The 15,616-nt window shown below is 63.1% G+C and carries 14 protein-coding genes; 6 read left to right on the top strand and 8 right to left on the bottom strand.

The annotated features are described in order from the left end of the window. Positions 1 to 12: 12 nt before the first annotated feature. From rsmG to mnmE, 3 genes are all read right to left on the bottom strand, one after another. A complete protein-coding gene (rsmG, locus tag CK220_RS00195; RefSeq protein WP_095809652.1) occupies positions 13 to 654 on the bottom strand; it encodes a 16S rRNA (guanine(527)-N(7))-methyltransferase RsmG in 642 nt (213 codons plus the stop codon). Further along, entirely contained in the window at positions 651 to 2,525 is a 1,875-nt protein-coding gene (gene mnmG / locus CK220_RS00190) for a tRNA uridine-5-carboxymethylaminomethyl(34) synthesis enzyme MnmG (RefSeq protein ID WP_095809651.1), read from the bottom strand. Before mnmG ends, rsmG begins: the two co-directional genes overlap by 4 nt. A gap of 413 nt (positions 2,526 to 2,938) precedes the next feature. Then, positions 2,939 to 4,252 carry a tRNA uridine-5-carboxymethylaminomethyl(34) synthesis GTPase MnmE gene (mnmE, locus tag CK220_RS00185; RefSeq protein WP_095809650.1) on the bottom strand — a complete coding sequence of 438 codons (1,314 nt, stop codon included), beginning with the start codon at positions 4,250 to 4,252 and terminating at the stop codon, positions 2,939 to 2,941. Positions 4,253 to 4,363: 111 nt separating this feature from the next. Between mnmE and CK220_RS00180 the strand changes: the two genes are divergently transcribed. Beyond that, a complete protein-coding gene (locus CK220_RS00180) occupies positions 4,364 to 6,382 on the top strand; it encodes a thioredoxin domain-containing protein (RefSeq protein ID WP_095809649.1) in 2,019 nt (672 codons plus the stop codon). A 191-nt stretch (positions 6,383 to 6,573) separates the two neighbouring features. On the opposite strand, the gene rho is transcribed toward CK220_RS00180, so the two are convergent. From rho to hemE, 3 genes are all read right to left on the bottom strand, one after another. After that, the gene (rho, locus tag CK220_RS00175) at positions 6,574 to 7,839 is read right to left on the bottom strand and encodes a transcription termination factor Rho (protein WP_095809648.1); all 1,266 of its coding nucleotides are present in this window, start codon (positions 7,837 to 7,839) and stop codon (positions 6,574 to 6,576) included. A gap of 166 nt (positions 7,840 to 8,005) precedes the next feature. Continuing rightward, positions 8,006 to 8,542: a protoporphyrinogen oxidase HemJ gene (gene hemJ, locus CK220_RS00170; protein WP_095809647.1), complete on the bottom strand. Its 537-nt coding sequence runs from the start codon at positions 8,540 to 8,542 to the stop codon at positions 8,006 to 8,008. Then, the gene (hemE, locus tag CK220_RS00165; RefSeq protein ID WP_095809646.1) at positions 8,539 to 9,567 is read right to left on the bottom strand and encodes a uroporphyrinogen decarboxylase; all 1,029 of its coding nucleotides are present in this window, start codon (positions 9,565 to 9,567) and stop codon (positions 8,539 to 8,541) included. Before hemE ends, hemJ begins: the two co-directional genes overlap by 4 nt. 402 nt (positions 9,568 to 9,969) lie before the next feature. Here hemE and CK220_RS00160 point away from each other — a divergent pair, with 402 nt between their 5' ends. The 5 genes from CK220_RS00160 (at position 9,970) to dnaQ (ending at position 13,965) form a co-directional block, all read left to right on the top strand. Beyond that, entirely contained in the window at positions 9,970 to 10,791 is an 822-nt protein-coding gene (locus tag CK220_RS00160) for a pyruvate, water dikinase regulatory protein (RefSeq protein WP_067323508.1), read from the top strand. A 359-nt stretch (positions 10,792 to 11,150) separates the two neighbouring features. Next, positions 11,151 to 11,750: a Maf-like protein gene (locus tag CK220_RS00155; RefSeq protein WP_095809645.1), complete on the top strand. Its 600-nt coding sequence runs from the start codon at positions 11,151 to 11,153 to the stop codon at positions 11,748 to 11,750. Then, the gene (locus tag CK220_RS00150; RefSeq protein WP_095809644.1) at positions 11,743 to 12,576 is read left to right on the top strand and encodes a shikimate dehydrogenase; all 834 of its coding nucleotides are present in this window, start codon (positions 11,743 to 11,745) and stop codon (positions 12,574 to 12,576) included. The genes CK220_RS00155 and CK220_RS00150 overlap by 8 nt, the downstream gene beginning before the upstream one ends. 1 nt (position 12,577) lies before the next feature. Then, entirely contained in the window at positions 12,578 to 13,183 is a 606-nt protein-coding gene (gene coaE / locus CK220_RS00145) for a dephospho-CoA kinase (protein ID WP_095809643.1), read from the top strand. A gap of 74 nt (positions 13,184 to 13,257) precedes the next feature. Then, a complete protein-coding gene (dnaQ, locus tag CK220_RS00140; RefSeq protein ID WP_095809642.1) occupies positions 13,258 to 13,965 on the top strand; it encodes a DNA polymerase III subunit epsilon in 708 nt (235 codons plus the stop codon). A gap of 291 nt (positions 13,966 to 14,256) precedes the next feature. Here the strand turns inward: dnaQ and secB are convergent, their stop codons facing one another. Further along, a complete protein-coding gene (secB, locus tag CK220_RS00135) occupies positions 14,257 to 14,757 on the bottom strand; it encodes a protein-export chaperone SecB (protein WP_066991472.1) in 501 nt (166 codons plus the stop codon). Positions 14,758 to 14,923: 166 nt separating this feature from the next. After that, positions 14,924 to 15,421 carry an FxsA family protein gene (locus tag CK220_RS00130; RefSeq protein ID WP_095810223.1) on the bottom strand — a complete coding sequence of 166 codons (498 nt, stop codon included), beginning with the start codon at positions 15,419 to 15,421 and terminating at the stop codon, positions 14,924 to 14,926. Positions 15,422 to 15,616: the final 195 nt, after the last annotated feature.

Below are 15,616 nucleotides of genomic sequence, written 5' to 3'. Positions count from 1 at the left end.
GATGCCAGTGATTCATTGCGGGGTCGCCGGGTGCAGATCGGTGATTTCCAGAATGACGCCATGAGAGTCTGTCATGCTTGGATGTTCTACCAGATCGAAGACCCAGCGGTGAGCGCTTTCTTCCACTTCGGCCCGGTAATCCCGGCCTTTGTGGAAAAGCGCGTGCGCGCCCTTGGTCAGCCAAGGCGCGGCGAGATCGAGCAGGTCCGGAAGCGCGGCCAACGCCCGCGCCGTGACGACTTCCGGTGCAGAAACAAGCGGATAGCTGTCATCGATGCGTCGCGCCAGCACACGCGCCGGCAGGCCGAATTGGCCGACGACCGATTGCAGGAAAGAGGCCTTCTTGCGGTTGCTTTCAACCAGGTCGATCGACGCGCCTGGCCGCTCGGCGAGCAGAAAACCGAGCACCAATCCGGGAAAGCCGCCGCCGGAGCCGAGGTCGACCCAGCGCGTGGCGGTTGGCGCGATTCGCCCAAGCTGGGCGCTATCCAGGATGTGGCGGCGCCAGACGTCGTCGAGCGTCGACGGCGCCGTCAGATTGATGCTGCGGTTCCATTTCTGAAGAAGCCGTTCGAAGGCCTGCAGCCGCTCGAATGTTTCACGTGAAACCGGACCCGCTGCTCTCTCCAGGTCGGCCCAAGCATCGGCGCTCACGCCACCGACCTTCGCGCAGCCAGCTCGGCATTGCGGACATGCGCGACAATGATCGCCAGCGCCGCGGGCGTCATGCCTTCCATGCGCTGCGCGTCGGCGATCGAGCGCGGCCGGCGCGCCTTCATCTTCTGCTTCAGCTCGTTGGACAGGCCTGGAACGTCGGCGAAATCGATGGTCTCCGAAATCAGTCGCGATTCCTCGTGCCTGATCTGCGCCACGTCAGCCTGTTGGCGCTCGAGATAGACGGAATATTTCGCCTCGGTCTCAAGCCGCTCTGCCGTATTGGGGTCGAGTTCGCCAAACCGTGGCTCGATCCGCGTCAGCCAGGCGATATCGACGCCGGGATAGGCGAGCAGGTCGTAGGCCGAACGCCGAACGCCATCCCGGTTGATCTCCAGCCCATGCCGCGCGGCTTCATTCGGCGTGAAGGCGATCGACTTTGCGAGCGCACGGGCAGAGTCGAGTTTCTTGCTGATGGCGTCAAACCGCTGCATCCGCTCGGAGGAGGCAATTCCCAGGCGGTCGGCCAGCGGGGTGAGCCGCTCGTCGGCATTGTCGGCGCGCAGCGAAAGCCGGAACTCCGCCCGCGAAGTGAACATGCGATAGGGTTCGGCGATGCCGCGGCTGGTGAGGTCGTCGATCATCACGCCGATATAGGCCTCAGTGCGGCTGAGCACGACCGCGTCGCTTGACGATGCTTTGCGCGCGGCGTTGATGCCAGCCAGCAGGCCTTGCGCGCCGGCTTCTTCGTAGCCGGTGGTGCCGTTGATCTGCCCGGCCAGGAACAGGCCGGCGACGCGCTTCGTCTCCAGCGTCGTCTTGAGCTCGCGCGGGTCGACATGGTCATATTCGATGGCGTAGCCCGGCTGCAGCATCGTTGCCTTTTCCAGCCCGGGGATCGTCGTCAGAATGTCGAGTTGCACCTCTTCCGGCAGCGAGGTCGAGATGCCGTTCGGATAGACGGTGTCGTCGTCGAGGCCTTCCGGTTCGAGGAAGATCTGGTGACCCTCGCGGTCGCCGAACTTGACGATCTTGTCCTCGATCGAAGGGCAGTAGCGCGGGCCAACGCCTTCGATCGAGCCGGAATACATCGCCGACCGCTGCAGATTGAGGCGAACCAACTCATGTGTAGCCTGCGTGGTGCGGGTGATGCCGCAATGGATCTGCGGGTTCGCGATACGGTCCGTCATCAGCGAGAATGGCACCGGGTGATCGTCCGCGGCCTGGCTTTCCAGCGAGGCCCAATCGATGGTGCGGCCGTCGAGGCGAGGGGGCGTCCCCGTCTTCAGCCGCCCGAGCTTGAAACCGACCCGCGCCATCGTCGCCGAAAGCCCATGGCTCGCCTGCTCGTTCATCCGGCCGGCGACGATCTTCTTCTCGCCGATGTGGATCAGCCCGCGCAGGAATGTGCCGGTTGTCAGCACCACGGCGCCGCAGGCGAGCCGCCTGTCGCGGGAGACCAACACGGCCGCAACCCGCCCGTCCTCGATCTCGAGATCCAGGACTTCGCCTTCCACCCCCTCGAGATTGGCCTGCTCGCGGATCGCCGTCTGCATGGCAAGACGATAGAGCTTGCGGTCGGCCTGGGTCCGTGGCCCGCGCACCGCCGGGCCCTTGCGGCGGTTGAGCAGGCGGAATTGGATGCCGGCAGCGTCTGCCATGCGGCCCATCAACCCGTCCATGGCGTCGATCTCGCGCACCAGATGACCCTTGCCCAGGCCACCGATGGCCGGATTGCAGGACATGACGCCGATCGTGTCGAAGCGCAGCGTCACCAGCGCCGTCCTGGCGCCGGCGCGCGCAGCCGCACTCGCCGCTTCGCACCCGGCATGGCCGCCGCCCACCACCACCACATCATAGTGACTGGTCATTTGAAGAATCCGTTTCAGAGATGCTTTGACACATGTCCCCGCCAGCCTTCGCTGTCAAGGAGTCCCCGTTACAAGGTGAACGCCGGGAATGGGGCTGCGTGCCAGCGGCCTCGGGCTTCGGCGCTGCTCTTTGCTGCCTGTCGGTTCCTTGTCCCAAAAAGAAGGGGAGGCGCTTCTCTCATGGACAATTTTTCACCAATCTCGAGCGCTGTGAATCAGCGCTGTTGCTTTCGTGGCCAGCCGCGTTCTCGCCTTCAACGGGGCACGCAATGAGGGCAGCGCTGTTTGGTGCTTGACCAAGCAGGCCACCTATCTGGCCGACCCGTTTCACGTGAAACACCCATCCGCCACGTCCTGCCGCTGTTTCACGTGAATCATCCCGCGCACGGCAACCGCCCCGCGTTTCACGTGAATCACTTGCCGATGCAGAACTGGGAAAAGATGACGTCGAGCATATCCTCGACATCGACAGCGCCGGTAATGCGCCCGAGTCGATCCGTGGCCACCCGCAGCTCTTCCGCGCGCAGCTCAAGGCTTTGCCCCGACAGCGCCGCGCAGAGGAAATCCCTGGCCTCGGTCAGCAGTTCGACATGGCGTAGCCTGGACGGCAGGATATCACCGGCTTCGCCAACTGCAGCAGCGGCGCGACCGGCAATCTCATCGAGGAGTTGCGAAAGTCCGGTGCCTTCTTTGGCAGAGATAGCCAAATCAAAGGCCCGCCTCGGCGCGCCCACGAGATCGGCTTTGGTCCCGATTCGCAGCAGCGGAACATCTGTCGGAACCGCGCCCACGGGCTGTGGATCGGCCATGTCCTCCAGCAGCAGAACCAGGTCGGCGCCACCGGCCTTGGCGCGCGCTCGTTCAATGCCGATCGTCTCCACCTTGCCGGCGGCCTCGCGCAGGCCTGCCGTATCAACGACCCGAACCCGCATCCCGTGGAGATCCAGCACCACCTCCAGCAGGTCGCGCGTGGTGCCCGGCTCGTCGGTGACGATTGCCGCCTCGCGTTTGGCCAGAGCATTAAACAGACTGGACTTGCCCGCGTTCGGCGCGCCAAGGATGACGACCTCGAAACCATCGCGAATGATCTCGGCCGCTTTGAACCCCCGAATGTGGCGCTCTATCTCCTCGGCCAACGCCCCCACATCGGTCCAGACCGCATCCGAGACCGAACCCGGGATATCCTCTTCGTCGGCGAAGTCGATTTCCGCTTCGATCATTGCCCGGGCATGGATCAGCCGGCGGCGCCACCCCGAATAGAGCTCGCTCTGCGCGCCCTCGGCGTTACGTACGGCAAAGCGCCGCTGCGCCTCAGTCTCGGCATTGACGAGATCCGCCAGCGCCTCGGTCTCGACCAGATCGAGCTTGCCGTTGAGAAAGGCGCGCCGCGTAAATTCGCCAGGCTCGGCATGTCTGACGCCCACGAAGCCGGTAATCGTTTCCAGCATTTTTGCCGCAACGGCTCGGCTGCCGTGAACATGGAACTCCGCAACGTCCTCGCCGGTGAAGCTGCCAGGGCCGGGAAAGAACAAGACAAGCCCGTGATCGATGACCGACCCGTCGGGTGCCATCAGCTTGCGCAACGTGGCCAAGCGCGCCGTGATGCTGCCGCCTGCAATCGTTTCGATTACGAATCGAGTCTTCGGGCCGGAGATGCGGATCACGGCAATGCCGGCGGGCAGGCGACCGCTCGACAGCGCTACGATAGAATCCTTCGAACTTGCCATTTGCCCGACCTGCCGAACCACCCTAGGTATCTTCTTTCAGGCGCCGTTCCGGACGTCAGCCGTGGCTTTCCCGGAATCGCCTGGTTATCAACCTAGCCCGAGCCGCCCATTGTGACCTTGCCCGCGCGAAACCTGCTTGCCGAAGAGGCTAGCCCCTATCTGCAGCAGCACAGCGACAATCCCGTGCATTGGCGGGGCTGGTCGCCGGACGCCCTTGCCGAGGCGAAGGAACTCGGACGGCCGATCCTGCTGTCCATCGGCTATGCCGCCTGCCATTGGTGCCATGTCATGGCGCATGAAAGCTTCGAAAACGATGCCGTCGCCGCCGTCATGAACCGCCTCTTCGTCAATATCAAGGTCGATCGCGAGGAGCGCCCGGACATCGACCAGATCTATATGGCGGCACTCCATGCCATGGGCGAACAGGGCGGCTGGCCGCTGACCATGTTCCTCACGCCCCATGGCAAGCCTTTCTGGGGCGGCACCTATTTTCCACGCGAGGCGCGCTATGGGCGACCGGGCTTTGTCCAGGTGCTGGAGGCGGTCGACAAGGCCTGGCGCGAGAAGCAGGAGAGCCTGGGCCAAAGCGCCGACGGGCTGACTACCCATGTCGAGCAGCGGCTGGCCGGCGCCAATGGAAAGGCGGTGCTCGACCGCGGCACGCTTGCCGATCTCGCGGGCCGCATTGACGGCATGATAGACCGCGATCTCGGTGGCTTGCGCGGCGCGCCGAAATTCCCCAACGCGCCATTCATGAACAGCCTGTGGCTGTCCTGGCTGCGCGACGACCAGACCACCCATCGCGACGCCGTGCTCATCAGCCTGGAAAGAATGCTCGCCGGCGGCATCTACGACCATGCCGGCGGCGCTCTCAGCCGATACTCGACCGATGCCGAATGGCTGGTCCCGCATTTCGAGAAGATGCTTTACGACAACGCCCAGCTCATCCGCCTGTGCAATTGGGCCTACGCGGCAACAGGCAATGAGTTGTTTCGCAGACGAATCGAGGAAACCGTTGCCTGGCTGCTGCGGGAGATGCGGGTCGAGGGCGGCGCCTTCGCCGCCAGCCTCGATGCCGACAGCGAAGGCGCGGAGGGCTTGTTCTACACCTGGAGCAGGGAGGAGGTCGACGCCGCGCTTGGTGCTGATTCCGCCCTCTTCTTCCAATATTTCGAGCTCGCCGCCCCGCATGGCTGGGAAGGCAAGCCTATAATCCGCCAGAGCGAGGCACAGCAGCGCCAGGGGATCACCGATTACGCTCGGCTCGCAACGCTGAAGGCAAAATTGCTAGCTGCCAGAGAAAATCGCGTCAGGCCCGGCCGCGACGGCAAGGCGCTTACCGACTGGAACGGACTTATGATTGCGGCCCTCGCCGAAGCGGGCCGCTCGTTCGGGCGATCCGACTGGGTGGACGCCGCCGCCAGGGCCTTCGCTCATATCGTCGAAGCCAGCAAGGACGGCCGCCTGCCGCATTCGATGCTCGGCGACAAGAAGCTCTTCCCGGCCCTGTCGAGCGACTATGCCGCCATGACCAACGCGGCGATCGCCCTGTTCGAGGCTACCGGCAGTTCTGCCTATACGGACCATGCCCGGCAGTTCATCGATCAGCTCGACCGCTGGCATCAGGACCCGGAAAGGACCGGCTATTATTTGACGGCGTCCGACAGCGTCGATGTGCCGATCCGTATCCGCGGCGATGTCGATGAGGCAATTCCCTCCGCCACCAGCCAGATCGTCGAGGCGCTGGTCCGGCTCTCCTCGCTCACCGGCGATTTCGATCTTTGGGAAAAGGCCTGGACGACAGCCGAACACGCCATGGGTCGCGCCGCCCAACAAGCCTATGGCCAGGCCGGCATCGTCAACGCTTGCGCGCTGGCGCTCGAGCCGCTGAAGCTTGTCATTATCGACAAGCTTGACTCTTCAAGTCTCGTTCCGGTGGCGAATCGAAATCCGGATTCGCGGCGCGTCGATATCGTTCTGCCGATCGGTACGGAAGCGAATCAACCGCTTTTGCCTGGCGGCGTGCTGCCCCCGACGGACAAGCCGGGAGCCTGGTTCTGCAGCGGACAGGCATGCCTGCCGGCGGTTACGGATGCGGGTGAGTTGGAGAAGCTGTTGCGGCGGACTTAGTCATCCTATGGCGGAGCAAGGAGCGAAGCGACGCGGCGCAGACCATAGGATCCATGCCGGGACTCTTGAGCGCTGCAACGGTGTAGATTCTGCTCCGTTGGTCCCCCGGCAGACCTCACGGCAAGGATCCTCGGGTCAAGTCCGGCTTGACCCGAGGATGACGAGGCGAGGGGTACCCCCGCCCCGCCCAATCACGTATTCATCGAATCGAAGAAATCGCCGTTGGTCTTGGTCTGCTTGAGCTTGTCGATGAGGAATTCGATCGCATCGGTCGTTCCCATCGGCGCAAGGATCCGGCGCAGCACGAAAATCTTCTGCAGATCCGAACGCGGCACCAAAAGGTCTTCCTTGCGGGTGCCGGACTTGAGGATATCGATCGCCGGGTAGATTCGCTTGTCGGCCACCTTGCGGTCGAGCTGGATTTCACAGTTGCCGGTGCCCTTGAACTCTTCGAAGATGACTTCGTCCATGCGGCTGCCGGTGTCGATCAGCGCGGTGGCGATGATGGTCAGCGACCCGCCTTCCTCGATGTTGCGGGCGGCGCCGAAGAAGCGCTTCGGACGCTGCAGCGCGTTGGCGTCGACACCGCCGGTCAACACCTTGCCGGATGACGGCACCACGGTGTTGTACGCGCGACCGAGGCGGGTAATCGAATCGAGCAGGATGACGACATCACGCCCGTGCTCGACCAGGCGCTTGGCTTTTTCGATCACCATTTCGGCGACCTGCACATGGCGCGCCGCCGGTTCGTCGAAGGTCGAGGAAATGACCTCGCCCTTGACCGAGCGCTGCATGTCGGTGACTTCCTCGGGACGCTCGTCGATCAGAAGAACGATCAGGTAGCATTCCGGATGGTTGGCGGTGATCGAGTGCGCGATGTTCTGCAACAGCACCGTCTTACCGGTGCGCGGCTGAGCGTTGATCAGCGCGCGCTGGCCCTTGCCGATCGGCGCCACCAGGTCGATCACACGCGGCGAGATGTCTTTGGTGGGGGGATTGTCGACCTCCATCTTCAGCCGCGAGGTCGGGTAAAGCGGCGTCAGATTGTCGAAGTGGATCTTGTGCCGGATCTTCTCCGGATCGTCGAAATTGATGGTGTTGACCTTGAGCAGCGCGAAGTAACGCTCACCCTCTTTCGGGCTGCGGATCGGCCCTTCGACCGTGTCGCCGGTCTTCAGCGAAAAGCGCCTGATCTGCGACGGTGAAATATAGATATCGTCGGGGCCCGGCAGGTAGTTGGCGTTGGCCGAGCGCAGGAAGCCGAAACCGTCCTGCAGTACCTCGACCACGCCTTCGCCGATGATTTCGACGTCCTGGATGGCGAGCTTCTTCAGGATCGCGAACATCAGCTCCTGCTTGCGCATGACGCTGGCGTTCTCCACCTCGAGCGATTCGGCGTAAGCGATCAGCTCCGGCGGCTTCTTGTTTTTGAACTCTGCGAGTTTCATTTCTTGCATTAGATGGACTCTGGGTAGGCTTTGGGGAGAAAAATCGGCTGGATGCGACAAATGCCGGGCGCGGCCGAAAGCGAGAAAGGGGCGGCGCATGACGGGAAGGAAGACCCGTCTTTTATCGTCGGTCGCCTGAAAGAGCAAGCCGCCTTTTGCCGGGTATGGGGAAGCCTCAGAACGGCTTCACGATGACCAGGATGACGATGACGATCATCAGCAATGTGGGGAGTTCGTTGACGATCCGCCAGTGCCTCGCCGGCTTTTCGTTCTTGTCCTCGGCAAATTTTCTCACCGCGCCGGCGACATAGCCGTGCAGACCCGAAAGCAGGAGCACGGCGAGGATCTTGGCATGCAGCCAGCCGCCCTGGAAACCGAAACCCTTCCAGGCGAGCCAAAGCCCGAACACCCAAGTCACGGTCATCGCCGGGTTGATGATGGCGCGCAGCAGTCGGCGCTCCATCACCTTGAAGGTCTCGGACTGAACGGAGCCTTTCTCGGCGTCGACATGGTAGACGAAGAGCCGGGGCAGATAGAGCATGCCGGCCATCCAGGAGATGACGGCAATCACATGGATTGCCTTGGCCCAGGGATAGAAGCTGTCAGGCGCCACGAGGAAGAGCAGGGCGGTCAGCACGACCAGCAGGACGATGCCGACCAACATGCGCTTCATCGCCTGGCCGGCGCTGTTCTCGTTGGTCCTGTCGGTCATCGATGGCTCCGCACCATTTTCACCATGGCCTCGACATGCGCCACCGGCGTTTCCGGCGTGATGCCATGGCCGAGATTGAAGATCAGCGGCCCGTTGCCCAGCGTACGAAGGATGGCATCGACGCCGTCGGCCAGCGCCTTGCCGCCGGCAACCAGGCGAAGCGGATCGAGATTGCCCTGCACCGCGCCTTCGCTTTGCAATTCCTTCGCCATCGACAGCGGCACGGTCCAGTCGAGACCGAGCCCGGTGATCCCGGTCTTTTTCCTATAATCGCGATAGCGCTCGCCGGCGCCCTTCGGGAACCCGATCACCGGAACATCCGGATGCGCGGCCTTCACCTGCCGCACGATCTCGGCAATTGGCTCGACGCAGAACGCTGCGAAGGACGCTTCGTCGAGAACGCCCGACCAGGAATCGAAAATCTGCACCACATCGGCGCCGGCCTCGATCTGGCGGATGAGATAAGCGGCCGAATGGTCGGCCAGTATCTTCAGGAGCCGCGCAAGGGCCTCCGGCTCGCGATAGGCGAAAAGCCTGGCCGGTCCCTGGTCCGGCGTGCCGTGGCCGGCAATCATATAGGTCGCCACCGTCCAGGGCGCGCCGCAGAAGCCGATCAAGGTCGTTTCAACCGGAAGCTTCGCTCGCAGACGGCGGACCGTTTCGTAGACCGGTTCGAGATTCACGTGAAACGTTTCGCCGTCCAAGGCCTCGATTTCGGCCGCCGCAATCGGCTTGAGGATCGGCCCGTGTCCCTCTTCGAAGCGGACATCTCGTCCGAGCGCATCGGGCACAACCAGGATATCGGAGAACACGATCGAAGCATCGAAGCCGAAGCGCTCGATCGGCTGCAGCGTCACCTCGACGGCAAGATCCGGATCGTAGCAGAGATCGAGAAAAGAACCGGCCCGCTTCCGGGTCTCGCGATACTCCGGAAGATATCGCCCTGCCTGACGCATCAGCCAGAGCGGCGGCGGTGAAACCGTCTCGCCCTTGAGGACGTCCAGCATGATCCGTTTCCCAGCCATCCAGTGCTCGCCCTCTCCAGGTCTCTTAAATCAAATATCTATTTTGAAAGAGTCTTCTAATTCTAAGAGTCTGTTGGTTGTGGTGGTTGCGACCTGTCCCGCCTGCCGCTCGAAAAGGCCAGTCAGCATATTGTCGCGCAGCCGCTTTCGCAATTTGGAGGGATCTGGGGACAAACCGGATTCAGGCTTTCGAGTCAGCGGCTTGGCTCTTCTCCTCCGGGCCTCGTGCTGTGGATGAAATCGGCCAAGAAAAGTTGATCCCCGGTTTTGTCCCCAGCGCCCCGACAAAGCCTACAGCTGGGCGAATTGTGGACAAGGTGGCATCTGATACAGTCGCCTTCGACGTCACGGCCTTTCTGTCCAACCTTGTCCACATCTGCCCACAGCCTGGAACCAACTCTTGTGAACAAACCCCAGAGCTTCTTCCATCTGCACCTGATTTCCGACGCCACCGGCGAGACGCTGCTGGCGGCAGGCCGCGCCGCGTCCGCCCAATATAAGGACGCGCGCGCCATCGAGCATATCTATCCGCTGATCCGCACGGAAAAGCAGGTCGCCAAGGTGTTCGAGGATATCGAGGAGGAGCCCGGCATCATTCTCTACACCGTGGTCGACCAGAAGCTCGCGCGCAGCATCGACGAGCGCTGCGCCGCCATGGGCCTGCCTTGCGTTTCGGTGCTGGAGCCCGTGCTCAGCGTCTTCCAGTCCTATCTCGGCACGCCCGCCGGCCGGCGCGTTGGCGCCCAGCATGTGCTCGACGCCGAATATTTCCGCCGCATCGACGCGCTGAACTTCACCATGGAGCACGACGACGGCCAGCTGCCGGCCAACATGGACGATGCCGATGTCGTGTTGATCGGCATCTCGCGCACCTCCAAGACGCCGACCAGCATCTATCTTGCCAATCGCGGCATCAAGACCGCCAACATTCCGATCGTGCTCGGCGTGCCGTTGCCGGAAAGCCTGATTAACGCCAGGACGCCGCTGATCGTCGGCCTCGTCGCCACGGCCGAGCGCATTTCGCATGTCCGCCAGAACCGCATCCTCGGCAATAGCAACAACTACGTGCCGACCGATTATGTCGACCGCGCCGCCATCGCCGAGGAGCTCGCCTATGCGCGTCAGCTCTGCACCAGGCATGGCTGGCCGATGATCGACGTCAGCCGGCGCTCGATCGAGGAAACCGCGGCGGCCATCGTTGCCCTGCGGGGAAAGACGCGATAACTGGATGCAAAGGCGGTGTGTTGTCGCCCAGTCATGCAGCGTTGCGAAGTAGGAAGGTCACGGCATGGATCCTAGGGTCTCCGCCACGTCGCTTCGCTCCTTGCTCCGCCCTAGGAGGACGAAGGCGTAGTAACCTGTGGCTAATCGCGGATGTCGCTGTTTGGCATCTGTGTTTCCGCGCAAGGCAAGGTGGTTGCTGGCAAGAAAGACCTTGGAGATTGGCTGAAGCAATCCTCCCGTTCGTCATCCTAGGGCGAAGCAGGAGCGAAGCTCCGTCGCGAAGACCCTGGGATCCCATGCCGTTACAGCGGCCATGGAGTGCAACGGTTGATAACCAGTTAGGCTGAACAAGAAAGATCATGGCCGAGAAAATCGTCCTCGCTTCGGGCAGCCCGTTCCGCAAGGCAATGCTTATCAATGCCGGGCTCGACATCGAGGCAGTGCCGGCCAATGTCGACGAGCGCGCGCTCGAGGCCCCCTTGCAGGACAGCGGCGTCTCTCCCGAAGATGTCGCTTCGATCCTTGCCGAAGCCAAGGCGACCGAGGTCAGCGAGCGCCGGCCGGGCGCGCTGGTGCTCGGCTGCGACCAGACGCTGTCGCTCGGCGACGAAATCTTCCACAAGCCGGCCGACATGGAAGGCGCGCGCAGGCATCTCCTGGCTTTGTCGGGCAAGACCCATCAACTGAACAGCGCCGCCGTGCTTTGCCGCGATGGCGACGTGCTGTGGCGCCATGTCGGCATCGCCAGCCTCACCATGCGCAAGCTCGATCCCGCCTTCATCGGCCGGCACCTGGCGCGCGTCGGCGCCAAGGCGCTGTCAAGTGTCGGCGCCTACCAGATCGAAGGCGAGGGCATTCAGCTGTTCGAAAAGATCGAGGGCGACTATTTTACGATCGTCGGCCTGCCGCTGTTGCCGGTGCTGAAGGAGCTGCGCGCATTGGGAGCGATCGATGGCTGAGAAGCAGGCCTTCGTCACCGGCCACCCCATCGCGCATTCGCGCTCGCCGAAGATCCACGGCCACTGGCTGGAGATTTACGGCATCGACGGCAGCTACCAGGCGATCGACGTTCGGCCGCAGCATTTCGCAGCATTCCTGAGATCGCTGGACGAGAATGGCTATCGCGGCGGCAACGTCACCATTCCGCACAAGGAAGCAGCCTTCGCCCTAGTCGAGCGCCGCGACGAGGCGGCCGAAGCCATCGGCGCGGTCAACACGCTGTGGCTGGAAGACGGCGTGCTGTGGGGCGGCAACACCGACGGTCTCGGCTTTGCCGGCAATCTCGATGAACACGCCCCTGGCTGGGCGGCGAATGGCCCGGCCGTGGTGCTGGGTGCGGGCGGTGCCTCCCGCGCAGTCATCCACGCGCTGAAGGATCGGGGTATCAAGGACATCCGCATCGTCAACCGTACGCTGGCAAGGGCTGAGGAACTTGCCGACCGGTTCGGCGCCGGGGTTTCCGCGCATGGCGCCGGCGCGATCGGCGAATTGCTTTCCGACGCCGGCCTGCTCATCAACACCACCGCGCTCGGCATGCACGGCAACGAGGCGCTCGCCGCCGATCCGGCCGGTCTGCCCGGCCACGCCATCGTCACCGACATCGTCTATGTGCCGCTGGAGACGCCGCTGCTTGCCGCCGCCAGCGCGCGAGGGCTGAAGACGGTCGATGGCCTCGGCATGCTGCTGCACCAGGCCGTGCCCGGCTTCGAACGCTGGTTCGGCAAAAGGCCGGAAGTGACGCTGCAATTGCGGCGCATGATCGTCGCCGACATCGAAGCGCATTGACATGATCGTGCTCGGCCTCACCGGATCGATCGGCATGGGCAAGTCGACAACGGCAACGATGTTCGCCGAGGCCGGCGTGCCGGTGCATGATTCCGACGAGACCGTGCATCGCCTCTATGCCGGCAAAGCCGCACCTCTGGTCGAAGCGGCCTTTCCCGGCACGACAAAAGCGGGCGTGGTCGATCGCGCAAGGCTGGCCGAGAAGGTGCTGGGCGATCCCGCCGCACTGAAGAAGCTGGAGGCGATCATCCACCCGCTGGTGCGGGCCGACGCCGATGCCTTTCTGGCCCGGCATCGTGCGGCCGGGGCGCCGATTGCCGTGCTCGACATTCCGCTGCTGTTCGAGACCGGCGGCCGCAGCCGCGTCGACAAGGTCGTGGTCGTCACCGCGCCGGCCGAGATCCAACGGGCCCGCGTGCTCGCCAGACCCGGCATGAGCGAAGAAAAATTCGCTGCCATCCTCGCCAAGCAGGTGCCAGACGCCGAAAAACGCCGTCAGGCGGATTTCATCGTCGACACCGGCCAGGGTTTTGATGCCGCACGGGCGGCGGTGGCAGCCATCGTCAGCGAATTGAGCGGGGATAAGTCCGGCAAAAATGCTTCCTGACGGCCGCTGTCAGCAGTCCCCATTGCCATTTTGTTCTGGTTTGTGATTCTGCTCTTCAGAGCGGACTGATTCGAATGCGTGAAATCATCTTCGATACCGAAACCACCGGCCTCGATTTGCGCGACGACCGCATCATCGAGCTCGGCGGCGTCGAGCTGGTCAACCGTTTCCCGACCGGCCGCACCTTCCACAAGTTCATCAATCCGCAAGGCCGCGCCATTCACGCCGAGGCGCAGGCCGTGCACGGCATCAGCGCGGCCGATCTGGCCGGCAAGCCGACCTTCGCCGAAATCGCCGAGGACTGGCTGGCCTTCACCGACGGCGCCAAGCTGATTGCCCACAACGCCACTTTCGACCTTGGCTTCCTCAACCTCGAATACAGCCGGCTTGGCCATCCGGCCATCGATCCCGGCCGCATCGTCGACACGCTGGCGATCGCGCGCCGCAAGCATCCGATGGGTCCGAATTCGCTGGATGCGCTTTGCCGCCGCTACGGCATTGACAACACCCGCCGCACCAAGCACGGGGCGCTTCTCGACTCCGAATTGCTGGCCGAGGTCTATATCGAGCTCATCGGCGGCAAGCAGGCGGCGCTGGTGCTCGAGGCCGTGGCGGTGCAGATGAACGGCAGCGGCGAAGTCGCCGATATCGACATCTCGATCCGCGCAAGGCCGATCGCGCTGCCGCCGCGCCTCACCGAGGCGGACCGGGCGGCACATGCCGGGCTGGTCGGTACGCTCGGCGAAAAGGCGCTGTGGCTGAAGGTGGTGGCCGCGAATTGAGCGGACAACCGGCACCAACCGACGCGATCAGCGTTATCGCACCATCCCTTCGTCATACTCGGGCTTGACCCGAGTATCCATGCCGTGACATTCGACCCAAGCGAAGACGGTGCAGAATTCTGGAACCGACGCAACGCCTCAGCGTAACGGCATGGATTCTAGGGTCTGCGCGCGTCGCTCCGCTCCTGAATGACTACGGGGAAGACAGCCGCGGCCAATCGCGAAGCTTGGCGAGCCCCCAACAAAAAGCCCGGCACGAGGCCGGGCTTTGTAACTTGCTGAAGAACCGCCTCAGCTCACCTGGACCTTGCTTGCGGCCTGGTCCTCGGCGATGCGCTGCTGGAACATCTGCGCAAAATCGATCGGGTCGAGCATCAGCGGCGGGAAGCCGCCGTTGCGGGTGGCGTCCGCGATGATCTGGCGGGCGAAGGGGAAGAGCAGCCGCGGGCATTCGATGAACAGGATCGGCAGCATGTGCTCCTGCGGGAAGCCGCTGATGGCGAAGACGCCGCCATAGACCAGTTCGACGTTGAACAGCACTTCCTGGTCGAAGGAGGCCTTGGCGTTCAATGTGAGATTGACATCGAACTGCTTGTCCGAAAGCGGGTTGGCGTTGACGTTGACATTGATGGCGATGCCAGGGGCCTTGTCGCGGCCGCGCAGCGAATTCGGCGCGCCGGGGCTTTCGAAGGACAGGTCCTTCACATATTGCGCAAGCACGTTGAGCGAGGGCTGTTCCTGTTTGCCGTTGCCGTTGGCGGCGCCTGCAGCGGCGTCATCATTGCTGGCCATGAGCCTTTGTCCTTTTGCCTGGGCAGCATTGCTGACCGGATTGAAATCGGGGGTTCGCTATCATGCTAGGCAGGACAAGACAAGTTTTGCGCGCCGCCTGAAATTGAGCAGCCGTTTCGGGCAACGGCGCGCATGAGATAGGGACTCGGACGACCCTAAAAGAGACCTAGTCGTCTTTCAGCCGCCGCCAGGGGGAATTGTGATCCGGCCCGCGCTTGTAGTCGTCTTGGCGCGAATAGTCGCTGTCGTCGAGATCGATGACCTTGTCGCGGCGGCGGGCCGAAAAGCCGCTGCTGAAGCTGGTCGCCATCACGATGCGGTTCTTGAGCAGGCGCCAGGCAAGATCGCGCACCGGCGGCAGGAGCAGCAGGATGGCGACAATGTCGGTGATGAAGCCCGGAATGATGAGCAGGATTGCCGCCAGCACGATCATCGCGCCATGCGCAAGTTGGCGGCTGGGATCGCGTCCGGCATCCATTTCCGTCCGCACCCGCGCCATCACGCCGAAACCCTGGTGCCGAAGCAGCAGGCTGCCGGCAATGGTGGAGAGGATGACGAGCCCGATCGTCGCCAAAGCCCCGACTTCGCGGCCGACCACGACGAAGCCGGCGATCTCCAGAAGCGGCAGCAGGAGCAGGAACAGCGGAATGAACGAGATGCGCAAATCTAGACCGGTCGCTTTCTTCTTTTTGCGGGCCTCGCGGATAATCGCCGCTGGCACTGGGGCCTTTAGATAGGTATGGCTGGCTTTGATTTGAATGATTGCGCCCGCCGTTCTATATGCTTTGGGTAACGAACGCTATGCGACCGCCGCCATTCTAGGGGCTCTGGTGGTCCGGCCAGGACAGGGATCGAATTG

The organism is Mesorhizobium sp. WSM3860 (assembly GCF_002294995.1).
Lineage (GTDB): Bacteria > Pseudomonadota > Alphaproteobacteria > Rhizobiales > Rhizobiaceae > Mesorhizobium.
The sequence above is the reverse complement of the archived record's forward strand: the minus strand, read 5'-3'. Positions and strand labels throughout refer to the sequence as shown.